This window comes from Rhodanobacter terrae (genome assembly GCF_042657005.1).
Taxonomy (GTDB): domain Bacteria; phylum Pseudomonadota; class Gammaproteobacteria; order Xanthomonadales; family Rhodanobacteraceae; genus Rhodanobacter; species Rhodanobacter terrae.
The window spans coordinates 22982-44133 of sequence record NZ_JBHSNG010000007.1 but is presented as its reverse complement, the minus strand read 5'-3'; the positions used below and the strand labels follow the sequence as shown (position 1 = coordinate 44133).

The window sequence follows — 21152 nt, the reverse complement described above, 5'->3', positions numbered from 1 at the left end:
GCGAGTGTGGGAGCGACTTCAGTCGCGAAAGCCGTGCGTTGAGGCAACGCCATTCGCGACTGAAGTCGCTCCCACAACAACGCGTTCAGGCGCATGTGGCGGCCTCCTGCAGTACGGCCAGCACGCGGGTATTCTCCGCCGGCGTGCCGATGGTGATGCGCAGCGCATCGCCGAGATTCGGATAGCGGCGCACATCGCGCACCACGATGCCGGCAGCGAGCAGTTGCCGGTAAACCGCCGTCGCATCGTCGAAACGCACGGCGAGGAAATTCGCCTGCGATGGCAGCACCTCCCGCACGCCGGGCAGCCGGCGCAATGCGCCCCCCAGCCGCTCCCGCTGCTCGCGCACGATGGCGACGTGCTCGCGCGCGTTCGCCTGCCCCCAGCCGGACAATCCGATCAGTGCCGCGTCCACGCACGGCAGCGGCAGCGGGTACGGCGGCATGATCCGCTTGAGCAGCGCGATCACCTCGGCATTCGCCAGCAGGCTGCCGATGCGCGCGCCGGCCAGGGCCCAGGCCTTCGACAAGGTGCGCAATACGGCGAGGTTGTCGTAACGATCGATCAGGCCGGCCACGCTGGCATCGCCGGCATCGGCGAATTCGACATAGGCCTCGTCCACTACCAGCAATGCACGCTCGGCCAGCGCCTGCGCAAGCCGTTCGACGCTCGCACGCGGCACGAGCTGGCCGGTGGGATTGTTCGGCGTGCAGATGAAGACCAGTTTCACCGCCGGCGTCACGGCGGCGAGTATGGCACTCACGTCCAGCGTGAAATCGGCCTTGAGCGCCACCTCGATCACGCCCGCGTTCTGGATCCGCGCGCAGACCGCGTACATGCCGAAGGTCGGCGGCTGGATCAGGATCGCGTCTTCGCCGGCGCGGCAGAACGCGCGCACCAGCAGATCGATCGCTTCGTCGCTGCCGCGGCCCGTCAGCAGCTGCTCGCGGCGCACGCCATAAAGTGCGGCCAGCGCGTCGATCAATGCCGCCGGCTGCGGGTCGGGATAGCGATTGCAGCCGAGGCCGTGGTCCCCCACCGGCGCCCACGCCGACTCGTTCGCGTTGAGGAATACCTGGCCGCCGCTGGCCTCCATGCGCGCGGAGGAATACGGCTGCATCGCGCGGATTTCCGGCCGCGCCAGATCGAGCACGTTCATGATGGTGTCTCCAATGTTGCCAGCCGCAAGGTCACGGCACGACGATGGGCTTCCAGTTGCTCGGCTGCCGCCAGCGTTGCCGTGCACGGACCGATATGGCGCAGGCCATCGGCGCTGACTTCCTGCACGGTGATCTGTTTCTGGTAGCTCGCTACAGAGACGCCGCTGTAGCTGCGCGCATAACCGTAGGTCGGCAATACATGGTTGCTGCCGCTGCAGTAGTCGCCCACCGATTCGGGCGTCCATTGACCCAGGAAGACCGAACCGGCGCTGTCGATGCCATCCAGCAACGCCCGTGGCTCGGCCACCTGCAGGATCAGATGCTCGGGCGCGTAGCGATTGCTCACCGCGATCGCCTGGCTCAGCGAGTCGACGGCGATCAGTCGGCTCTGCGCCAGCGCCTTCTGCGCGATGGCCGCGCGCGGCAGCTCGGCGCATTGCCGATCGACCTCGCTGGCCACCTGGTCCAGCAGTTCGGTGGACGGGCTCAACAGGATCACTTGCGAATCCGGACCATGCTCGGCCTGTGACAGCAGATCGGCCGCGACGAACACCGGGTTGGCATCGGCATCGGCGATCACCAGCACCTCCGACGGGCCAGCCGGCATGTCGATCGCCGCGCCATCCGGATCGGTGGACACCTGCAGCTTCGCCTCGGTGACCCAGGAGTTGCCGGGACCGAACAGCTTGTCGCAGCGAGGCACGCTGGCCGTGCCATATGCCATCGCCGCGATCGCCTGCGCGCCACCCAGCTTGAATACCTTGTGCACGCCGGTGACGCGCGCGGCATACAGCACCGCTTCGTCGCAGCGGCCATCCGCGCGTGCGGGCGAACACAGCACCACCTCGCGGCAACCGGCGATCTGCGCCGGAACACCGAGCATCAGCGCAGTCGACGGCAGCGGTGCGCTGCCGGCCGGTACGTACAGGCCGACCCGGCTGATCGGGCGCAGCATGCGCTCCACCCGCACGCCGGGCGCGGTGTCCACGCCGACCGGCTGCGGCGCGGCGGCGCGGTGGAACAACGCGATGCGAGCAGCCGCCTCGTGGATGGCCGCCTTGAGGATGGGATCCAGCGACGCTTCGGCCGCAACGAATTCGGACTCATCCACCTCGATCGGGTCCAGCGTACAGCGGTCGTACTTCGCGCTGAGTTCCCGCAATGCATCATCGCCGCGTTCGCGCACGGTGGCGATGATCTGTCCGACGCCCTGACGCAGCTCATCGGCACGGGACTGTGCGGGGCGCGCCAAGGCCTCGCCCCGTGCGGTCTCGTCCAATGCATTCCAGTCGATACGATTCATGCCAACCCGCTCATGCCAACATCTTCTCCACCGGCAACACGTACATCTCGCGTGCGCCAGCCTTCTTGATTTCTTCCAGTTGCCGCCAGCTCACCTCGCCGGCGCACAGCGCCTGCAGCATCAGCTGGTCCGGTTGGCCGGCCACCGCCAGCAGCGTCGGTTGCGGGCCGCCCGGAAGCAGTCGGGTGACCGCCTCCAGCGTATGCCGCGAGGTCTGCAACAGCAGCAGGCGCGACTCGCGCACCTGGATTACGCCGTCCAGCCGCTTCATCAGCAGCTCCAGCATGTCGCCGCGCTCATCCACCGGCAGCGTCAGCGGGCCTGCCAGTACCGCTTCGCTCTCCAGCAATACGTCGGTCTCGCGCAGCTGATTCGCCACCAGCGTGCCGCCGCTCTGCACCAGATCGCAGATCGCGTCGGCCGTGCCCAGCTTCGGCGCAATCTCGACGGAACCGGCCAGCGTCACCACGCCGGCGTTCACGCCATGCGTGCGCAGCCATTCGCCGAGCAGGCCGGGATAGGTGGTGGCGATGCGTCGGCCTTCCAGGTGCCGCGGCAGCTGGTAATCCAGCTCCTGCGGCACCGCGATCGACAGCCGGCAGCGACCGAAACCGAGTGGGCGCAGCTCGTTGAGCGGTGCCAGTTCGCGCCCGGCGGTGAGCTGGAACTCGCTCAGCACATTGCGTCCGACAATGCCGAGGTCGCATACGCCCTGCGCGATCAATCCGGGAATGTCGTCGTCACGTACCAGCAGCAGGTCGACCGGCTCGCCCTCGCCAAAACAGAACAGCTTGTCGCGGCTTTGCCGGAAAGTGAGGCCGCAACGGGTGAGCAGCTCAAGCGCCGGCTCCGTGAGCCGGCCGGATTTCTGCATCGCGATGCGTAAACGGTCGCGCGTCTTCATGCCTTCGCCTTCTTCGCGGCCAGCGACTGCCGACGCGCCGCCCGTGCCGCCGCGGCCAGATACCCGCCGTTGCCCTGGTTGAGATAGCGCGCCACACGCCCGATGGTGGTGATGCTGACCGCGGTGCGCTCGTGGATTTCCCGGTAGGCGATGCCTTCCAGCAGATACGGCACCACCCGCCAGCGATCCACCAGCACCTCCATCTCGGCAGGTGTGCACAGGTCACCCAGGAAGGCACCCATCTCATCGGCGTTCTTCAAGGACAGCAAGGCCTCGCAAAGACTCAGCTTGGCCGACTCGACGGGTGTTTCGGGATCCAGCGACCGACGCTTCATAATGTACTAACGCGCTAACACGATGGATCGCATCATACACAGCGTCCGCCACCACCGCAAACCCCCGGAGGGAACCCTGGTAGGAGCCCGCTCGCGGGCGATGCTCCTGCTTTGATGGTTGGAAAGACCCAGAGCAAAAGCTTTGGAGGCTGGGGAGATTCAGAACAAGAGCATGGCCCGCAAGCGGGCTCCTACCCTTAGCCGAACCCCCAAAAAGGTCATTGGGGGATTTCGGCGGGCACGCCGGAAGAATCAAAAAAAAACCCCGCCGAGGCGGGGTTCTTGGCAGTCCGGCCCGGGCCGGAACGGCTCAGGCCGATTTCTTCTTCGGCGCGGCTTTCTTGGCGGCGGCCGGCTTGGTCACGGTCGGCTTGGCGCCGACGACAGCCGGCGACACGGTATGCGCACGGGTATTGCCGTAGCTGCCGCGATAAGTCTTGCCGCGACGGGTCTTGCGATCGCCCTTACCCATGGGAACTCCTTGATTCGTGGAATGAATGGTCGACCATTATAGCAGGTCGGGCTCTACCGCCATAGTCAGCCATGATTATGCCCGGCACAGCTTTTGGACTGGTCGAGGCATTCGCCCGGATCGACCTGCACGGTCACGTGCTGGATGTCGAAGCGTTCCAGCAACATCTGCTTGATCGCCTGCAGCGCCCGTGCGCTATCGGCCGGCTCATTCAGCTCGGCATGCAAGGTGGCCATGCGCGAACCCGAAGCCAGCTGCCACACATGCAGATGATGGATGTCGCGGATCGAGGCATCCGCTCCGCGCAGCGACACCTCGACTTCGGCGCTGTCCATGCCGTCGGGTACGCCTTCCAGCAGGATGTGGGCGGACAGCCGCAGCAATCGCCATGCGCTGTTCACGATCAGCAGCGCCACCAGCATCGACAGCACCGGATCGGCCCACAACCAACCGAACCAGCGAATGGCCAGCGCGGCCAGCACCGCCCCCAGCGAGCCGAGCAGATCGCCCAGCACATGCAGGCTGGCGCCAGCCAGATTGACGTCGTCGTGCGCATGTCCGTGCAGGATACGCAGCACCAGCAGGTTCACCAGCAGGCCGACGACCGCCACTATCAGCATCACGCCGGACAGGATGACGCCCGGATGCAGCAGGCGCGTCACCGCCTCGTAGACGATCCAGCCGACCAGCACGAACTGGCTCAGCGCGTTAACGAAACCGACCAGCACTTCGATACGGCCATAGCCATAACTGCGTCGCGCATCGGCCGGCCGGATCGCCATCCATGCGCCGACCAGTGCCAGCAGCAGCGCCAGCGCATCGACCATCATGTGGCCGGCGTCCGCGAGCAGGGCCAGCGAGCCTGACCATGCGCCGCCGATCACCTCCGCCACCATCATCGCGGTGGTCAGCACGAACGCGAACAGCAGCTTGCGGCTGCGCCCGCTACCGAGGCCGATATGTTCTCGCTCGTGCGTGTGGTCGTGCTGATGGGTGTGGGCGGTACTCATGCGTACATGCTAGGAACAGCGGCTGCCGTTACACAATCACCGGCCACCCGAGCATGCCGTTCAGTGCGCGCATTGCGGACCATGTACATGGTCATCCCGGTGGCGGCTGTCCCGGCGCAGGTTGACGAAATGCGCGCTGGCCAGCAGCAAACCGCCGCAGGTCACCATCACACTGTGCAGGATGACCGAATAGTTTTCGGCGAAGGTGACGCCGAGCAGCAGCAACACCAGTCCCGGGGCCGCCAGCAGCAACGGCAGCGGTTCCTGATGCCGGCGAAAGCCACGAACCAGGGCAAACAGCGCCAGCGTGCTGGCAAACAGCACGAAGCCACGCTCGAAGCGGTGGTCGGCCAGGAATTCCAGACCTACGAACGGCAACAGCACCAATACGAACGGCAGCAGCGCGCAGTGGATCGCGCACAGGAAAGACGCCACCGCTCCGACGCGATCGGCGATACGCCACCAGCGGGTTGTGTTTGCCTGCTCGGAATCCATCAGCTGCCCTGGCGTCACCGAATGGGTGACTCTTTGCCCGGTGCCGGTCATGTTACTTTATAACATTGACTGACGCCACCGTCGGAAACCGAGGGCTCACGCCTTGCGGCAGTGCTTGCAGGTGCCGTGCACTTCCAGCGTCTGCGCCTGCGGCCTGAAGCCCAGCGTCCTGGCCTGTGCCTCGATCAGCTCGGCCACCCGCTCATCGCAGACTTCCTGCGCACTGGAGCAGATATCGCAGATCAGGAACGGCACCTGATGCGCCTCGGTCGGGTGATGGCAGGAGACGAAGGCATTGATCGATTCCAGCTTGTGGATGAAACCGTTCTCCAGCAGAAAGTCCAGTGCCCGGTAGACCGTCGGGGGCGCAGCGTTGCCGTGCTTCTCACGCAGCTGGTCAAGCAGGTCGTATGCCTTGACCGGCTTGTGCGCGGCCGCGATCAGTTCCAGCACCTCCTTGCGCAGCGGGGTCAGGCGCAGGCCGCGTTCCTCGCTGGCATGTTCCACGGCACGCACGAACCCCTTGGCATCATGGTGATGCGGATGATGCGTGTGCGGGCTGTGTGCAGCGTCGTTGCTCAAGGGATCCACCTCTGCCGATGATCATACACCGCTGTTTTGTGTCGCCCCGGCATCGTGCCGATCCAGGAAGGCTCAAGACCGAAAGGAAGGCTCAAGATCGAAGCGGCGGCGGCCCGGCGCGCGGTTTGGGCCGGGGCCTGGCCAGTATCACGATCCAGCCGATGGGCCCCAGTACGAGCGCCCACACGATGCCTTCTGCCGTTCGACCGCGCCACCAGCCGAGCAGTGCGCCGACGGCGATGAACAGCAGGTTCCACCAGAAGATGGCGGCCCACGGCAGCATATTCAACAGGTTGACGAAGATGCGCCAGAACGCGCCCGGCGCGTCGGGGTCGACGCCCTGGGTGGCCCTGGCGAGCAGTTCGTCCATGCCGATGTCAGTGCGTCATCGACATGACGGGACGATCAATCCTGCACCATGGCGACCGCGTCGCCGATGCGCTTGAGCGCCTCGGCGCGACCGGCCAGATAGATCGTGTGCTCGATGGACGGCGACACCTGCGTGCCGGTCATCGCCACCCGCAGCGGCTGGGCGATCTTGCCCATGCCGAGTTCCAGCTTCGCGGCAACCTGCTCGATCACCCGATGGATGGCCTCGGGCTTCCACTCGCAATCGGCCAGCAACGATCTGGCCGCGTCGAGCACCGCCGCCGCACTGTCGTTCTTCAAATGCTTGACGACCGCCTTGTCGTCCCACTCGGTGATCGGCCCGTACCAGATCTTCGCGCGCTCGGCCATTTCCTTCAGCGTGTGCACGCGATCGCGCAGCGCCACGATCACGTCGACCGGGGCCGGGCCGTGCGTGGTGTCGATGCCTGTACGTGCCAGATGCCATTCGAATTCCGCCGCCAGCGACTGCGGCTCGTCGGTCTTCAGATAATGCTGGTTGAGCCACGCCAGCTTCTCGGTATCGAAGCGCGAAGCCGCCTTGTTCACGTCGCTGATGTCGAACAGCGCGATCATCTGCTCGCGCGAGAAGATCTCCTGGTCGCCATGCGACCAGCCCAGCCGGACCAGATAATTCAGCAGCGCGTGCGGCACGAAGCCGTCGGCGCGGTAGTCCATCACGCTGACTGCGCTGGTGCGCTTGGACAGCTTCTTGCCTTCCTTGTCCAGGATCATCGGCAGGTGCGCGAATTCCGGCACCTTGGCACCCAGCGCGTGGTAGATGTTGATCTGCCGCGGCGTGTTGTTGACGTGGTCGTCGCCGCGGATCACCTCGGTGATGCCCATGTCGATGTCGTCGACCACCACCGCGAAGTTGTAGGTCGGCCAGCCATCGGAGCGGAAGATCACCAGATCGTCCAGCTCGGCGTTCGCCCATTCGATCCGGCCCTTCACCTTGTCGTCGAACACCACCGAGCCTTCGCTCGGATTGCGGAAACGGATCACGCGATCGGGATCGTCGCGCAAGGGCTCGTTGCGATCGCGGTAGTAGCCGTTGTAGCGCGGCTTCTCGCCCTTCGCCATCGCGGCCTCGCGCATCGCCTCGATCTCCTCCTTGCTCTCGTAGGCGTAATAGGCCTTGCCGGCGGCGACCAGCTCATCGGCCACCTGCTTATATCGCTGCAGCCGCTGGGTCTGGTAGAACGGGCCCTCGTCGGCATCGAGGCCGAGCCAGTGCATGGCGTCGATGATGGCCTTCACCGCCTCGTCGGTCGAACGCTCGCGGTCGGTATCCTCGATGCGCAGGATGAATTCGCCGCCGCGGCGTCGCGATTCAAGCCAGCAGTACAGTGCGGTGCGCGCACCGCCGATGTGCAGGAAACCGGTAGGGCTGGGGGCAAAGCGGGTACGGACGGTCATGGGAACTCAAAGAATGCGAAGCGAATCGATGGATTTTAGCCGATACCGGGACACAAACCTCTGCCGCGACCTGCATGCGCGCCGAAACATGCGCCGGGTGATCTTCGCCACGCTCATGCTGGGCGTTGCCCTGCCTGCGCTGGCCGACAACCCGGGCTACGACCGCCCCGGCTATGGATTCACGCCGGCCGTGCTTGGCCTCGGCGACATCACCGTCGAACAAGGACTGCCGGACTGGAATCGCGATCGGCAGGACGGCATCACCAGTTCGCAATACAGCGCCGACAGCCTGCTGCGCATCGGTGTCGGCGGCCCTCTGGAACTGCAGTTGGGCGGCGCGTCGTGGAACTCGCTGCGACAGAGCGGCGCCGGCAGTGACCTTCGCAGCCAGGGCCGTGGCGACACTGTGCTGGGAATGAAGCTGGCGCTGCCGTCCTCGAACCAGGCCTTCAGCTGGGGCTTGCTGGGCAGCGTGGAATTCACCGACGGTGCGAAAGCATTCCGCAGCACCAGGCGGCAATACCTGCTTGGGGCGCAGTTCAACCTGCAGGCGAGCGAGCACCACTCGCTGGGCCTTTATCTCCAGGACGTGCGCAGCGGCGGCGCCGACAGCAGCCTCCTTGCGGTCAGCGACAACTATGCGCTGAGCAAGACACTGACGCTGTATGCCGAAACCGCGTGGCTGCACGCGCCGGATCAGGGCAGCGGCACTTTGGCCGGTGCGGGGCTGGCATGGATGATCACTCCTCGTGTGCAATTCGATGCCGGCTTTGATCACCGGCTGGATGGAGCAGCGCCCGAATGGCAAACCAATCTCGGCGTTTCCGTCTACTTCGGACGCTGACAGCAACCGGCTGGCCGGCGGCGCCCGAAGCTCACTTGACGTGAATGGTGATCTTCTTCGACACCAGCGGCGGATCGAACGGCACATGGTTCTCGTCGCCGAGTTCCAGCTGCAACGTATGCGTGCCGGGTTTCAGGTCCAACGTGGTTTCGGTCTGGCCACCGCCGAAGTGAAGCTGGTTGTCGTCCTTCGGAATCGGCTGGCCGGCGGGCGGCAGCTTCTTCACGTCGACCAGAAGATGGTGGTGGCCCGTATGTTCCTTGGCGACGCCGGCGGGCGCCAAGCCCATGCCCTTGAGACCGAAACGTACGGTGAACTGCCGGCCCACGCTGGCGCCGTCGCTGGGCGAGATGATGTAGACCGCCGCGTCGCCGGGGGCCTTGGTCGTCGGCAGGGCCGGAGCTTCGGCAGCCGTCGCATTGCCGACCAGCCCCGTCAGGACAAGCGCAAGCAGGGTACGTTTCATCGTTGCTCTCCACGTTGACGTAAGACCAGTGTAAGCCGGCCTGCGCGGACTGCACACTGATGGAAAGGCCTGATCACCCTCTGTTTTCGTCATTTCCCGCGGTCTTTGACAATCGCATGGCTGATCAGGCGGAAATGCCCTGTCTTTCGCATGACACATCGCCGCGCAAAGGCGCCGGGTCCCGGATATCGCTTCGCGATTCCGGGATGACGAACCAAATCAGGGCACCCGGAACGGGTGACATCGTCACCGCGACGTCATCCACTCGCCACACCGGCGCAACGCCAACGGCCGAACCTGTGCCAAGCCAGCACAGGTATCGTCATGCGCATCGGCATCATCAGCGAAACCTATCCTCCGGAAATCAACGGTGTCGCACTGACGGTGCACAGCCTCGCCACCGGTCTGGCCGCCCGCGGCCATCAGGTGGATCTGATCCGGCCGCGCCAGCCGCAGCCACACCAGGACGAACCAGGCATCGAGGTGCTCAGCGTGCGCGGCGGCGCGCTGCCCCGCTATCCCGGCCTGCGTTTCGGCCTTCCCGCCGGCCGCACGCTGCGTCAGCACTGGCGGCAGCAGCGTCCCGATGCGATCTATGTCGCCACCGAGGGGCCGCTGGGCTGGTCGGCCGTGCGTACGGCGGCCAGACTGGGCATTCCGGTCAGCAGCGGCTTCCATACCCGTTTCGACAGCTACGCCGATCATTACGGCCTGGGCCTGCTCACGCCGCTGGTGCGCGGCTATCTGCGCCGTTTTCACCAGCGCGCCGCCGCCACCCTGGTGCCGACCGACGCCCTCGCACGCGAGCTGCACGCCATGGGTATCTGCAACGCTCGCCTGCTGCGCCGTGCGGTAGACACGCAACTGTTTCATCCGAACCGGCGCGATGACGATCTGCGCAGCGCCTGGGGCGTCGACGCGGCCACTCCGGTGGTGCTGTACGTAGGACGTATCGCACCGGAAAAGAACCTCGAACTGGCGGTGCAGGCGTTCCGCGCGATCCAGCAGCGTATGCCCAAGGCACGTTACGTCTGGGTCGGCGATGGCCCCGCACGCGCCGCACTGGAAGCTGCCAACCCGGACTTCATCTTTGCCGGCACGCAGCGCGACGAAGCCCTGGCGCGACACTACGCCAGCGCCGACCTGTTTCCGTTCCCCAGCCTCAGCGAAACCTTCGGCAACGTGATCCTCGAAGCGCTGGCCGCCGGCCTGCCGGTAGTGGCGTATGCCGAAGGTGCCGCGCGCGAACACCTGATCGACGGCGTCAACGGGTACTGCATCGAGGCGGGCAACGCAGCGGCCTTCATCGGCGCAGCCACCCGGCTGGCCAGCAACCCCGGCCTGATCCGGCACATGGGTCGTGCCGCCCACATCGGTGTTGCCGGGCTCTCTCCCGACGCAGTGATACGCGATTTCGAAATCCTGCTGCGCGAAATGGCCGAGGAGAATCATCATGAACACCTTGCCACCGCTGCACACGCCTGAGCTGTCGATCGGTTCGCCACGTCTCGCGCTGGACCGCCGCGTCTGCCTGGCGGCGAACCGCTGGGGCGCGCGCCGCGCCGTGGGCTCGTTCTTCGGCGCGATCAGCCGGCTCGGCGACGGCGTGTTCTGGTATGCACTGATGGCCGTGCTGGCGGTCGTAGGCGGTCGGCGCGGACTTGCCGCGGCCGCGCACATGGCCGTCACCGGACTCGTCGCGCTGATGCTGTATCGCAGGCTGAAGCATTGGACCCACCGACCGCGTCCGTTCCGGGCCTGCCCCGGCGTGGTCGCCCATGTGCCGGCGCTGGACGAGTTCAGCTTTCCGTCGGGGCACACCCTGCAGGCGGTGGGCTTCACCATCGTCGCGCTCGCATGGTATCCGCAACTCGCACCGTTGCTGCTCGGCTTCACCACCCTGGTGGCCGCCTCGCGGGTGGTTCTGGGACTGCATTATCCCAGCGATGTGCTCGCCGCGATCCTCATCGGCAGCGGGCTGGGCGTTTCGTCGCTGTGGCTGCTGTCGCTGGCGACCAGGCTCGCATGAACCGGCGCAGTCACTGGGCACCATTCGCGCAAGCCGTCACGAGCGCCTTTGCGGTCAGACAGATAGCCTAGTTGTCCACAGGCTTTACCGCCGACGTTCCACAATCGCTGTGGATTACTTCGCGCCGAACCGGCGAGCACTGCGCAAAATGTCGGCACGCCGTGCCAAGTACCTGTCGACAAAAGGTCTCAGCGACGTTGTCCACAGGCTTTCATCGGACACGTGCACAACCGCTGTGGATAAAAGCCGGGATCGCGTTCCCATTGCACGCCGCCTACCTGCAACCTCTCGATACCTGGCCACGGGAACCTCGACTGGCTTCAGTCTCGAACGTCAGACGAGCACTTGTCTGGTGCGCGCATGAAACCGATGAATCTCTTGCTCTGTCTTTGTGTCGATCATGTACACCGGCCGCCGGCCATTCGGGCACGGCAAACGTGGCGTCGTCCCGAAGAGGCGGCAGATAAGAGGACGTTCCCCGTAGACCTCACAACCATGCCGCCCCAGGTGCGGACAGCTCAGCTCGGCCAGCGCGCTCGCGTGTTCGGCCTCGGTCTTGACAGGCAGCCTCGCCATTTCTTCCGGCGACGCCGTCACCGGTCCGCAGCAGTCGTGACAACCGGCGATGCAGGTGAAAGACGGGATGCGCCGGCGCAATTCGTCGATTTTACGGTCGTTGCGAGTCATGGCACTTCCGTACGTTCGAGCCGGAAACGGTGGCGCATCCCTAGGGACGCGGGCGATCGAGGTTCCGGGTGATGTGCACGAGACCACGCAGGATGGCCAGCGGACCGGGCGGGCATCCGTTGACCACGGCATCGACGGGAATCACATCGCTGATCTGACCGCGCACGGCATAGTTGGCATTGAATATCCCACCACACGCCCCGCAGTCCCCCACCGCGAGCACCCACTTGGGGTCAGGCATCGCTTCATAGGTCTGCCTGAGCGCTTCTTCCATGTTGACCGACACCGGCCCGGTGACCAGCAATAGATCGGCATGCCGGGGGCTGGCGACGAACCGGATGCCTGCGCCTTCGAGGTTGTAGTACGGATTGCTCAGCGCGTGGATCTCGAGTTCGCAGCCATTGCAGGAGCCGGCGTCGACATGGCGTATACACAAGGCACGTCCGAACACGTCGTGCAGTTCGCGCTGGATGGCGGTCAGCTCAGTGTCCGAGTCAGGCGCCGGCAGAGGCTCGCTCAAACTGCCGACGCGGCGGATGCGTGAAAGGATATCGAACATGCCCGCTTACCCGTCGTGTCCGCTGTAGGAGAGATTGAATGACTTGTTGATGAGAGGGAAGTCGGGAACGATATTGCCCAGAAGCGCGACCTCGATCAGCGGCCAGTTCTGCCACGAAGGATCATGTGGATGGCATCGCCGGATACGGCCTTGCGGACCGGCTTCCAACGCCACCATCACCGGGCCGCGCCACCCTTCGATCAGACCGAGTCCCAGCTGGCCGGCCGGCGCCGGCGGAACTGCAACGCAGAGGTCGCCATGCGGCAGCGTGTCCAGCAATTGCCGGCACAGCCGCAGCGACTCCAGCGTTTCGTCGAAACGCACCTGCACGCGCGCCGCCACATCCCCTTCCGCGCGCGTCGCCAGCACGGGCGCCAACTTGCCGTAAGGCGCCCATGGCTGGTCGACGCGAAGATCGCGAGCGATGCCCGATGCGCGCGCGGCCAGGCCGATGGCTCCCAGTGCCCGGGCCTGCTCGGGCGTCAGCCGGCCGGCACCGAGAAAACGATCCTGCAGGCCTTCGTGATTGGCGTAGATGGAACGCAGTTCATGCACGGCCCGTTCGAGCATCGCGATTTCGTCGAGCAGGACCGGTATCGCCCGCACCGACAGATCGCAGGCCACTCCCCCGGGCACCACGAAATCGAACAGGTAACGCTGGCCGAACACTTCCTCGTTGTGGCGCAGCAGTTGCTCCTTCAAGCTCGAGAACTGCGTCAGCCCGAAACCGAAGCCGGCGTCGTTGCCGATCGCGCCGAGATCGCCCAGATGATTGGCGATGCGTTCGCGTTCCAGCGCCAGGGCGCGCAACGCAGCGGCACGCGGCGACAAGCTGGTGGCAGTGATGGATTCGAGCGCGGCGCAATAAGCCCAGCCGAAGGCTACCGTCGAATCCCCGCTGAGCCGTGCCGCCAGGCGATGGCCGTCGTGTTGGCCGAAGCTCTCAAAACGCTTGGCGACACCTTTGTGCGTGTAGCCCAGACGTTCCTCCAGGCGAAGCACCTTCTCGCCCACCACAGAGACATGGAAACGCCCCGGCTCGATGGCGCCCGCATGGACGGGTCCCACCGCCACCACGTGTACGCCTTCGCCGGTGACCGGCACGAATGGATACGGTGCGCTGACTAGCGGATAGGTCTGCACCGAACCGACGTCACGGCGCAGAGGAAACACGTCGTCCGGCCAGCCGCCATGGCGCAACCATGGACGCGCGTCGCCGCCTTCGGCACGGATGCCGAGCAGGTCGTGGACCGCACGCTGCATGCGGTCGGCCACCGGGAAAGCCGGTGTCAGGGAGGGGTATATCGCACTCTCGGCGGGCATCGCGTGTTCGATCACGACAACGCGATCGGGCAACAGGTAGGCCGCGCGGATGCGAAAGCACCGGTCGACATCGCGATCGTCGCTGCCCCATAACGACAGCAGGCTGGCGCCCGCCTCGTGCAGCGCGTCAGCCGCGCCGGTCCAGCGGCTGGCGTCGGCCAGCACGCGGCAGACCGCCGCGTTGGAACGCAGCGCCACGCTTTCAGAGTCGAGGAAGTCCGGCCACATATGATTCATCCGATCAGGTGTGCCGCCACGCGATACCATTCGGCGAGTGCGGGTGGCATGTACACGCCGAGCATCAGCACGATCGACAGATGGACGAACACCGGCACCAGCGCAGGCGAATGAGGCAGCGGCCGCGCGTCGGTCTCGCCGAACACCATCGGCTGCAGGTGGCCGAAGATCGCGGCGAACGCCACACCCAGGGCGGCCAGCAGGACCGGCGTGGCCCATGGATAATCGCGCATCGCCGTGGTCAGGATAAGGTACTCGCTGGTGAACACGCCGAACGGTGGCATGCCGAGTATCGCCAGCGATCCCAGCATCAGCCCCCAGCCCACGCTGGGGCTGACCACCAGCAGACCGCGAATGCCCGCGATACGCTGCGTGCCCGCGATCTGCGAGGCGTGGCCGGCGGCGAAAAAGATCGCCGACTTGGTCAGCGAGTGCACGGTCATGTGGAGTAGCGCCGCGAAGTTCGCCAGCGGACCGCCCATGCCGAACGCGAACGTGATGATGCCCATGTGCTCGATAGAGGAATAGCCGAACAGACGCTTGATGTCGCGCTGGCGCCACAGGAAAAACGCGGCCAGCAACGTGGAGAACAGGCCGAAACCCATCAGCATGCGTCCGGGCACCGCCGAATGCATCGCGCCCAGGGCGAGAATCTTGCAGCGAACCACTGCGTACATCGCCACGTTGAGCAGCAGCCCCGACAACACAGCCGAAACCGGCGTGGGGCCCTCGGCATGGGCATCGGGCAGCCAGTTGTGCAAGGGCGCGAGACCCACCTTGGTGCCGTAGCCGACCAGCAGAAACACGAAAGCCAGTCCGATCACGGTGGGATCGAGCTGCCCCTTCACGGCATTGAGATGCGTCCACAGCAGGGCGCTCATCCCCGCCCCGCCCAGCACATGCTCGGCCGCGAAATACAGCAGGATGGTGCCGAACAAGGCCAGTGCGATACCGACGCCGCACAGGATGAAGTACTTCCACGCCGCCTCGATGCTGGCGCGGGTGCGGTACAGCGACACCAGCAGCACGGTCGACAGCGTCGCCGCTTCCATCGCGACCCACAGCAGCCCCATGTTGTTGGTCGACAGCGCCACCAGCATCGCGGTCATGAACAGCTGGTACATGCTGTGATACAGCCGCAGGCGGCGCGCGTTGAGGCGGCCGTGATCCTCCTCGATGCGCATGTACGGCCGCGAGAACACCGCCGTGGTGAAACCCACCAGCGCGGTCAGCGCGATCAGGAACACATTGAACGGGTCGACGAAGAACTGCTCGCGGGCCACCGTCATCGGCCCTGCGCCGATGATACGCAGGACCAGGGCGGCGGCGGCGATCAGCGTGGCGAAGCTGATGACGACATTGAGTTCCGCGGCGCGCTGCTGCGCGCCGACGAGCGCCAGCAGGATGGCGCCAACCGCCGGGATAGCCAGTACCAGCACGAGCTCCACGTCAGTCCTCCTTGAGTGCTTCGAGCTGATGCAGATCGAGGCTGTCGAACTGCTCGCGGATCTGGAAGAAGAAGATGCCGAAAATGAACACGCCGATCAGCAGGTCCAGCGCGATGCCCAGTTCGATCACCATCGGCATGCCATAGGTCGTGCTGGTGGCGGCGAAGAACAAGCCGTTTTCCATCGCCAGGAAACCGATCACCTGGGTGACCGCCTTGTGCCGGGCGATCATCATCAGGAAGGCCAGTAGTATGACCGCCATGGCGATGCCCAGGGTCTGGCGGGTCACCGTGGTGGCCAGCGAACTGATCGGCTGGGCCAGCCCGAACGCGAAAATCACCAGGCCCAGCCCCACCAGCATCAGGGTCGGAATGTTCACCAGCGGATCGCTGTCGCCCTCGATACCCAGGCGGCGCATGAGCCGCATCAGGATCCACGGCATCAGCCAGACCTTTTCCACCAGGGTCAGCGCGGCGGAGTAATACAGGTCCGGCAGATGCGCACTGATCGCCACCAGCAGCGTCGATGCGGTCAGCACCGCGCCCTGCCACGCCAGCAGCACGATGAGTCGGCGCGTGCGCCGCTGCGCCAACATGCCGAACGAGATCATCAGCAGGCCGGCGGCGAGGACGTGCAGGAACTGATTGGCGAGAGTCAGCGTAGGCATGATTCAGGACTGCAACAGCAGATGGACGAGCAGTCCCAGCACGGCCAGCAGGAACGCCATGCTCAGGAATTCCGGCGCGCGGAAGATGCGCAACTTGGCGGAAACCGTCTCGATCACCGCCAGCACCGCGCCGGCGACGACCAGCTTGAGCACCAGCCATGCAACGGCGAACAGCAACGCCAGCGGCCCGTTCGCATGCAGCGCGATACCCCACGGCACAAACAGCGCGAAGCCGATGCAGGCGTAATTGAACAGCTTCAGCCAGGACGCCCATTCCATGAGTGCCAGGTGACGCGCCGAATATTCGAGCAGCATCGCCTCGTGGATCATGGTCACTTCGAGATGCGTCGCCGGATTGTCGATCGGGATGCGGCCGTTCTCCGCCAGCATCACCATCACGAAAGCCACACCGGCGAAGGCCAGACTCGGGTGCAGCGCCAGCCCCCTGGCGTTCAAGGTACCTTCCACCACCGTCGGCAGCGCCGTGCTGCCGAACATCAGGAAGGCGTTGAAAAGCACCATCAGCAACGCCGGCTCGGCGAGAAAGCCGATCATCATCTCGCGCCGCGCGCCCATGCTGCCGAACACCGTGCCGATATCCATCGCCGCCAGCGCCATGAACACGCGCGCCGTCGCAAACAGGCCGACCAGGGCGATTGCATCGGCCACGCGCGCCATCGGCAGGTCCGTGGTCACCGAAGGAATGATCGCCGCCGCCATGGCCATCGTGCCGAACACGACGTAGGGCGTGGCGCGGAACAAGGGCGAGGCGTACGTGGCCAGTGCCGCGTCCTTGCGGAACAACTTGCGCAAGGTGCGATAGGGCTGCAGCAAAGGAGGTGCCGACCGATTCTGCAGCCAGGCCCGGCATTGCGCGACCCAGCCCGCCAGCACGGGCGCCAGCGCAACGGCAAGCGCCGCGCCACCCAACTGGCTGAAGATCGCGAGCGCATTCACAGGACGAATACCAGCAAGACCAGCAAGGTAAGAAAGCTGTACATCAAATAGACGGCCAGACGGCCACGCTGCAGCACGGAGACCGCATCGGCCAGCCAGCCGACGGCGCGGGCCAGCGGCAGATAAAGCCCGTGCCAGCATCGGTCGTCGATCTGGATGCGGTAGCGCGGGGCGCGGTCGTCCGGCGCAGGCAGTTCGCGCTCGATGCGAAAGAACGGCCCGAACATGTGCCGGATCGGCTGGCCGAACCCTTCGGCGGTGTCCTGCATGCGCGGAGTCAGCGCGGGGTAGCCGCAATTCCACGGCGGCGTGCGGCGCACACGGCCGTGATACATCCGCCGCACCAGCACGAACATCACCGCGATCGTGCCGGCCATGCCGAGCAGCAGCCACAGGCCGCTGTAGGAAGCCTGCGCCCGCGCCACCGGGGCGATCCACCACAGCGCCGGCCCGCGCCGGATCACCGTACCCACCAGCACCTGCGTCACGGCGGCAATGGCATTCAGCGCGACTTGCGGAAACACGCCGATCAGGATGCAGCCCAACGCCAGCCAGGCCAGCCCCAGCCGTTCGAGCCAGCCGGCATCGTGCGCCTGCATCAACGACGGTTCGCGCGGCTGGCCCAGAAAGATCACGCCGTAGAACTTGACCATCACGTAGCCGGCCAGCGCGGCGGTCAACGCCACCACGGCGGCTCCTACCGGCACGATCATGTTGACGAACGCGTGCGGAATGGACGGTGTCGACAAGAACGCCTGCAGCAGCAGCCACTCGGACACGAAACCGTTGAGCGGCGGCAACCCGGCGAGTGCCAGGGTGCCGATCAAGGCCAGGGTGGCGACCCAGGGCATCCGGCGGATCAGGCCGCCCAATTTGCCCAGGCTGCGCTCATGGGTGGCGTGCAGCACGGAGCCGGTGGCGAGAAAGAGCAGGCTCTTGAACAGCGCGTGATTCAATGCATGCAGCAATGCCGCCGCCAGCGCCAGCGCCGCCAGCAGACGCATACCGAATGCATAGCTCAACAAGGCCAGGCCGATGGCGGCGGCGATCAAGCCAATGTTCTCGATCGAGGAATAGGCAAGCAGCCGCTTCATGTCGGTCTGCACGGCGGCGAACACCGCGCCGAACAGCGCCGTGCCCAACCCCAGCACCAGGGTCAGCATGCCCCACCACCACGGGCCGCCGTGGAGCAGATCGAAACTGATGCGCAGCAGGCCATAGATCGCCACCTTCAGCATCAGGCCGCTCATCATGGCGGACACCGGCGATGGCGCGGCCGGATGCGCTTCCGGCAGCCATACGTGCAAAGGCACCAGCCCCGCCTTGGCGCCGAAACCGAACAACGCCAGCCCGAACGCCACGCCGGCCCACACCGGGGAAAGCGTGGCGCCGCGCATCGCATCGAACGTCATCAGCCAGCTGCCGCCTTGCAACACGCCGAAGCACAGCAGCAGCGCCAGCGCCCCCACGTGCGCCATCAGCAGATACAGAAAGCCGGCCCGCTGGATCTCGGGGATGCGGTGCTGCGTGGTCACCAGGAAATACGAGCTGAGCGCCATCGTCTCCCAGGCCACCATGAACAGGTAGGCGTCGTCGGCCAGGATGACCATCGCCATGCTGGCCAGAAACGTGTGGTATTGCAGGCACAGCAGGCCCGGCGAGGTCCCTTCGCCCGCGCGGAAATAGCCGGCCGCGAACACCGAAATGCCGGCGCCGACGCTGCCTAGCAGCAACAGGAAAAAGCCGGAGAGCGCATCGAGCCGGACGTGGAACGGCAAGTCCGGCAATCCGAGCGGCAGGACCACCTGCTCCACCACGAAGCCGTCGGTGAGGGCGGAAAAACCCACCGCGGCGATGCCCAGGGCAACCAGTGCGCCCAGCGGGAACAAGGTGTATGCCACCCAGGCCATACGGTGCGAGCGCACCAACCCCGCGAGGCCCAGCACCAGCCACACAGCCACCAGGCCGAGCAGGACCGTCATATGTGAAAGAACGAAAAACAGGTTCACCCCCGGCGCTCCACCACTTCGCCCGCCACCGCGCCGACCGAAATAGCGGGAGCTGACGAAAGACCGGCAGGTGTGTCATTCATGATAATGTGATTACCATTGGAAACATCTTCAGTGTAAGACTGATGGAACTCGAATGTCACTAGAAAGTCGTGCCGCAAATCGGGCCAGCCGTGGTGGCCCGACGGGCTTCACCAACAAAGAAGTGAGCCCTTCGGAGGCGAAAGCCCATGACCACACTCGATAAGATGGTGGAAGCGGGCAAGAAACAGCCCGCGAAGGCCGCCCTGGCGGAGTTCGGCGCAACCGGCGCTCGCGGCTCCAGCGTCGCCAAGCGCACGGTAAAAAAACCCCTTGCGTCGGCCAGGACGGCGGCGACGGCCCTGAGTCCCGAACAGATCGCCTTTCTCGGCGAGCATGCCGCTCATCACAAGGCCACGTTGGCGAAGGCGTTCGTGCAGGTTCTGTTCTGGCCGACGCTGCCGGATGCGTGGTCACGTCTCACCAGCAGCTGTACGGCGCTGGTCGCGTTGCGTACGGAAATGTTCTCGACCGGAGCGACACCGGTTGCCCGATCCTGGGTACAGGATGTGGCGCCCCAGTTGAGCCTCCCTTTCAGCCGTGACGCGAGCGCCGAGGAGAGCACGCTGGCGACCTTGATCACACGGCTGCCGGTGCGCTTCATCGCCGCGGTGGTGGAACCCGATCGCGAAAAAAGCGTGGCGCCTGAGCCTGCCCTGTATCGGCGATCCCTTTCCGGGTGCCTGTCAGCCTATGAAATGTTTTTGAAGGATGCCCGTGAACGCGCACGCGGCGTCCTGATCGCGGCTCCCCGCGAGAAGGATCAGGGCAAAAACCTGCTCGAGGCCTTCAAGGACACACGGGACCGTCTAGGCGACAGTTCCAGCCTCGCCGACTTCGAATTGCGGCTCTGGTCGGAGCCCAGGCTTCCGCTACCGCTGGAAATCGCCAACCTGGCCGCGGCCGCGATCAGCCGCTACCTTGAAGTGCCCAGCCACGCCAATCCCATCTTCGACGCCGTAGCCTCCAAACTGGTGAACCCGCACTCAAGCCTGGAGTCGCGCAAGCGCCGCTGAGGGTGACGAACATGATGTCCGATACTTTCTCCCTTCGACGCGGACTTTTATCGCCCGTTCAAGAGCGGCGAAGGAAAGCCTGCGCACATGAATGGTCTTTTCCAACCGTGGAAGTCGCTTCCAGTGAAAATTGAATCCAAACGCATGCCCATAGAAAGCCGGACCGCCCGCCTGACCATCCTGATCGACCCCAGGAAGAAGGCGGTATTCGAACGCTTGTGCGCCGGAGAAGATGCGACGTCGTCGCAGGTCGTACGCCGGCTGATCCGTGAATACATCGAACGCAGGCTGGGACGTCCGTGGCATCCGGAGGACGACCCCGAAGAAAAGGCGGCACCGGGAACCACCCAGAGCCGCCCACGCTGATTTGGCCGGCCCCGCGCCGATCTTCACCACCGCAAGATCCGGGCGGGTCAGGTTCACCGAATCAACACCTGGTCGCCGTCGCCCAATTGCACCGACCAGGCGCGCACGGAGTGCTCGGGCGCCTCGATGCATTCGCCGCTGCGCAGGTCGAAATGCTGTTTGTGGATCGGCGAAGCAACCACGACGCGCTCACCCAGGCTGCCGATCAGCCCGCGCGAAAGTACCGCTGCATTTGCAATGGGATCGAAGTTGTCGATCGCGTAGAGGTCGCGCTGGCCGATCCGGAACACCGCCACCTGCTCGCCGTGGACAAGCGCACACACTCCGGTGTCGGGCACGATGTCCGCGAGCGAGCATACCCGCACCCAGCCTTGCTTCGCTGCACCGTAACTCATG

General features: G+C 65.3%; 24 protein-coding genes. 5 read left to right on the top strand and 19 right to left on the bottom strand.

Going from position 1 to position 21152, the window contains the following annotated elements:
• Window positions 1-85: 85 nt before the first annotated feature.
• The 10 genes from hisC to gltX all read right to left on the bottom strand — a co-directional run bounded on the left by hisC (window position 86) and on the right by gltX (window position 8067).
• Entirely contained in the window at window positions 86-1159 is a 1074-nt protein-coding gene (hisC, locus tag ACFPPB_RS08735; RefSeq protein WP_377326382.1) for a histidinol-phosphate transaminase, read from the bottom strand.
• Window positions 1156-2463, bottom strand: a complete 1308-nt coding sequence (hisD, locus tag ACFPPB_RS08730; protein ID WP_377326381.1) for a histidinol dehydrogenase — start codon at window positions 2461-2463, stop codon at window positions 1156-1158. Before hisD ends, hisC begins: the two co-directional genes overlap by 4 nt.
• 10 nt (window positions 2464-2473) lie before the next feature.
• On the bottom strand, window positions 2474-3367 hold the full coding sequence (gene hisG, locus ACFPPB_RS08725; protein ID WP_377326380.1) for an ATP phosphoribosyltransferase: 894 nt from the start codon (window positions 3365-3367) through the stop codon (window positions 2474-2476).
• Window positions 3364-3702 carry a YerC/YecD family TrpR-related protein gene (locus ACFPPB_RS08720; RefSeq protein WP_377326379.1) on the bottom strand — a complete coding sequence of 113 codons (339 nt, stop codon included), beginning with the start codon at window positions 3700-3702 and terminating at the stop codon, window positions 3364-3366. Before ACFPPB_RS08720 ends, hisG begins: the two co-directional genes overlap by 4 nt.
• A 310-nt stretch (window positions 3703-4012) precedes the next feature.
• Entirely contained in the window at window positions 4013-4174 is a 162-nt protein-coding gene (locus ACFPPB_RS08715; RefSeq protein WP_072760782.1) for a 30S ribosomal protein THX, read from the bottom strand.
• Between the two features lie 65 nt (window positions 4175-4239).
• Window positions 4240-5184, bottom strand: coding sequence for a cation diffusion facilitator family transporter (locus ACFPPB_RS08710; RefSeq protein WP_377326378.1), 945 nt, complete (start codon window positions 5182-5184; stop codon window positions 4240-4242).
• 60 nt (window positions 5185-5244) lie between these two features.
• Window positions 5245-5679 (bottom strand): MerC domain-containing protein, encoded by a 435-nt coding sequence (locus ACFPPB_RS08705; protein ID WP_377326513.1) that lies wholly within the window; start codon window positions 5677-5679, stop codon window positions 5245-5247.
• A 96-nt stretch (window positions 5680-5775) separates the two neighbouring features.
• Window positions 5776-6261 (bottom strand): transcriptional repressor, encoded by a 486-nt coding sequence (locus ACFPPB_RS08700; RefSeq protein WP_377326377.1) that lies wholly within the window; start codon window positions 6259-6261, stop codon window positions 5776-5778.
• 91 nt (window positions 6262-6352) lie between these two features.
• Window positions 6353-6631 carry a hypothetical protein gene (locus ACFPPB_RS08695; RefSeq protein WP_377326375.1) on the bottom strand — a complete coding sequence of 93 codons (279 nt, stop codon included), beginning with the start codon at window positions 6629-6631 and terminating at the stop codon, window positions 6353-6355.
• Between the two features lie 35 nt (window positions 6632-6666).
• Window positions 6667-8067, bottom strand: a complete 1401-nt coding sequence (gene gltX / locus ACFPPB_RS08690) for a glutamate--tRNA ligase (protein WP_377326373.1) — start codon at window positions 8065-8067, stop codon at window positions 6667-6669.
• Window positions 8068-8095: 28 nt separating this feature from the next.
• Between gltX and ACFPPB_RS08685 the strand changes: the two genes are divergently transcribed.
• On the top strand, window positions 8096-8911 hold the full coding sequence (locus ACFPPB_RS08685; protein WP_377326371.1) for a transporter: 816 nt from the start codon (window positions 8096-8098) through the stop codon (window positions 8909-8911).
• Window positions 8912-8942: 31 nt separating this feature from the next.
• Here ACFPPB_RS08685 and ACFPPB_RS08680 read toward each other — a convergent pair whose 3' ends face one another.
• Complete coding sequence (locus ACFPPB_RS08680) at window positions 8943-9377, bottom strand: DUF4399 domain-containing protein (RefSeq protein WP_377326369.1); 435 nt, start codon at window positions 9375-9377, stop codon at window positions 8943-8945.
• 324 nt (window positions 9378-9701) lie between these two features.
• Between ACFPPB_RS08680 and ACFPPB_RS08675 the strand changes: the two genes are divergently transcribed.
• Window positions 9702-10862: a glycosyltransferase family 4 protein gene (locus ACFPPB_RS08675; protein ID WP_377326367.1), complete on the top strand. Its 1161-nt coding sequence runs from the start codon at window positions 9702-9704 to the stop codon at window positions 10860-10862.
• Window positions 10831-11406, top strand: a complete 576-nt coding sequence (locus ACFPPB_RS08670; protein ID WP_377326365.1) for a phosphatase PAP2 family protein — start codon at window positions 10831-10833, stop codon at window positions 11404-11406. Before ACFPPB_RS08675 ends, ACFPPB_RS08670 begins: the two co-directional genes overlap by 32 nt.
• A 333-nt stretch (window positions 11407-11739) precedes the next feature.
• Here ACFPPB_RS08670 and ACFPPB_RS08665 read toward each other — a convergent pair whose 3' ends face one another.
• The 7 genes from ACFPPB_RS08665 to hyfB are packed head-to-tail and all read right to left on the bottom strand — an operon-like array spanning window position 11740 to window position 19293.
• On the bottom strand, window positions 11740-12093 hold the full coding sequence (locus tag ACFPPB_RS08665) for a YkgJ family cysteine cluster protein (protein ID WP_377326363.1): 354 nt from the start codon (window positions 12091-12093) through the stop codon (window positions 11740-11742).
• Window positions 12094-12133: 40 nt separating this feature from the next.
• The gene (locus tag ACFPPB_RS08660; RefSeq protein WP_377326361.1) at window positions 12134-12652 is read right to left on the bottom strand and encodes an NADH-quinone oxidoreductase subunit B family protein; all 519 of its coding nucleotides are present in this window, start codon (window positions 12650-12652) and stop codon (window positions 12134-12136) included.
• A gap of 6 nt (window positions 12653-12658) precedes the next feature.
• On the bottom strand, window positions 12659-14212 hold the full coding sequence (locus ACFPPB_RS08655; RefSeq protein WP_377326359.1) for a hydrogenase large subunit: 1554 nt from the start codon (window positions 14210-14212) through the stop codon (window positions 12659-12661).
• Window positions 14209-15660: a hydrogenase 4 subunit F gene (locus tag ACFPPB_RS08650; RefSeq protein WP_377326357.1), complete on the bottom strand. Its 1452-nt coding sequence runs from the start codon at window positions 15658-15660 to the stop codon at window positions 14209-14211. The genes ACFPPB_RS08655 and ACFPPB_RS08650 overlap by 4 nt, the downstream gene beginning before the upstream one ends.
• Before the next feature lies 1 nt (window position 15661).
• A complete protein-coding gene (locus ACFPPB_RS08645; protein WP_377326355.1) occupies window positions 15662-16327 on the bottom strand; it encodes a formate hydrogenlyase in 666 nt (221 codons plus the stop codon).
• A 3-nt stretch (window positions 16328-16330) separates the two neighbouring features.
• On the bottom strand, window positions 16331-17284 hold the full coding sequence (locus ACFPPB_RS08640) for a respiratory chain complex I subunit 1 family protein (protein ID WP_377326353.1): 954 nt from the start codon (window positions 17282-17284) through the stop codon (window positions 16331-16333).
• Window positions 17281-19293 carry a hydrogenase 4 subunit B gene (gene hyfB / locus ACFPPB_RS08635; RefSeq protein WP_377326351.1) on the bottom strand — a complete coding sequence of 671 codons (2013 nt, stop codon included), beginning with the start codon at window positions 19291-19293 and terminating at the stop codon, window positions 17281-17283. The genes ACFPPB_RS08640 and hyfB overlap by 4 nt, the downstream gene beginning before the upstream one ends.
• Window positions 19294-19523: 230 nt before the next feature.
• Between hyfB and ACFPPB_RS08630 the strand changes: the two genes are divergently transcribed.
• Both ACFPPB_RS08630 and ACFPPB_RS08625 read left to right on the top strand, forming a co-directional pair.
• Window positions 19524-20390 (top strand): hypothetical protein, encoded by an 867-nt coding sequence (locus ACFPPB_RS08630; RefSeq protein ID WP_377326349.1) that lies wholly within the window; start codon window positions 19524-19526, stop codon window positions 20388-20390.
• Between the two features lie 87 nt (window positions 20391-20477).
• Window positions 20478-20756, top strand: coding sequence for a ribbon-helix-helix protein, CopG family (locus ACFPPB_RS08625; protein ID WP_377326347.1), 279 nt, complete (start codon window positions 20478-20480; stop codon window positions 20754-20756).
• 53 nt (window positions 20757-20809) lie between these two features.
• On the opposite strand, the gene nirD is transcribed toward ACFPPB_RS08625, so the two are convergent.
• Window positions 20810-21151, bottom strand: a complete 342-nt coding sequence (gene nirD, locus ACFPPB_RS08620; protein WP_377326345.1) for a nitrite reductase small subunit NirD — start codon at window positions 21149-21151, stop codon at window positions 20810-20812.
• Window position 21152 lies beyond the last annotated feature (1 nt).

Coding starts and splice junctions, on each gene's coding strand:
- hisC (WP_377326382.1), bottom strand. CDS start 1,159: ATGAACGTGCTCGATCTGGCGCGGCCGGAAATCCGCGCGATGCAGCCG.
- hisD (WP_377326381.1), bottom strand. CDS start 2,463: ATGAATCGTATCGACTGGAATGCATTGGACGAGACCGCACGGGGCGAG.
- hisG (WP_377326380.1), bottom strand. CDS start 3,367: ATGAAGACGCGCGACCGTTTACGCATCGCGATGCAGAAATCCGGCCGG.
- ACFPPB_RS08720 (WP_377326379.1), bottom strand. CDS start 3,702: ATGAAGCGTCGGTCGCTGGATCCCGAAACACCCGTCGAGTCGGCCAAG.
- ACFPPB_RS08715 (WP_072760782.1), bottom strand. CDS start 4,174: ATGGGTAAGGGCGATCGCAAGACCCGTCGCGGCAAGACTTATCGCGGC.
- ACFPPB_RS08710 (WP_377326378.1), bottom strand. CDS start 5,184: ATGAGTACCGCCCACACCCATCAGCACGACCACACGCACGAGCGAGAA.
- ACFPPB_RS08705 (WP_377326513.1), bottom strand. CDS start 5,679: ATGGATTCCGAGCAGGCAAACACAACCCGCTGGTGGCGTATCGCCGAT.
- ACFPPB_RS08695 (WP_377326375.1), bottom strand. CDS start 6,631: ATGGACGAACTGCTCGCCAGGGCCACCCAGGGCGTCGACCCCGACGCG.
- gltX (WP_377326373.1), bottom strand. CDS start 8,067: ATGACCGTCCGTACCCGCTTTGCCCCCAGCCCTACCGGTTTCCTGCAC.
- ACFPPB_RS08685 (WP_377326371.1), top strand. CDS start 8,096: ATGGATTTTAGCCGATACCGGGACACAAACCTCTGCCGCGACCTGCAT.
- ACFPPB_RS08680 (WP_377326369.1), bottom strand. CDS start 9,377: ATGAAACGTACCCTGCTTGCGCTTGTCCTGACGGGGCTGGTCGGCAAT.
- ACFPPB_RS08675 (WP_377326367.1), top strand. CDS start 9,702: ATGCGCATCGGCATCATCAGCGAAACCTATCCTCCGGAAATCAACGGT.
- ACFPPB_RS08670 (WP_377326365.1), top strand. CDS start 10,831: ATGAACACCTTGCCACCGCTGCACACGCCTGAGCTGTCGATCGGTTCG.
- ACFPPB_RS08665 (WP_377326363.1), bottom strand. CDS start 12,093: ATGACTCGCAACGACCGTAAAATCGACGAATTGCGCCGGCGCATCCCG.
- ACFPPB_RS08660 (WP_377326361.1), bottom strand. CDS start 12,652: ATGTTCGATATCCTTTCACGCATCCGCCGCGTCGGCAGTTTGAGCGAG.
- ACFPPB_RS08655 (WP_377326359.1), bottom strand. CDS start 14,212: ATGAATCATATGTGGCCGGACTTCCTCGACTCTGAAAGCGTGGCGCTG.
- ACFPPB_RS08645 (WP_377326355.1), bottom strand. CDS start 16,327: ATGCCTACGCTGACTCTCGCCAATCAGTTCCTGCACGTCCTCGCCGCC.
- ACFPPB_RS08630 (WP_377326349.1), top strand. CDS start 19,524: ATGACCACACTCGATAAGATGGTGGAAGCGGGCAAGAAACAGCCCGCG.
- ACFPPB_RS08625 (WP_377326347.1), top strand. CDS start 20,478: ATGAATGGTCTTTTCCAACCGTGGAAGTCGCTTCCAGTGAAAATTGAA.
- nirD (WP_377326345.1), bottom strand. CDS start 21,151: ATGAGTTACGGTGCAGCGAAGCAAGGCTGGGTGCGGGTATGCTCGCTC.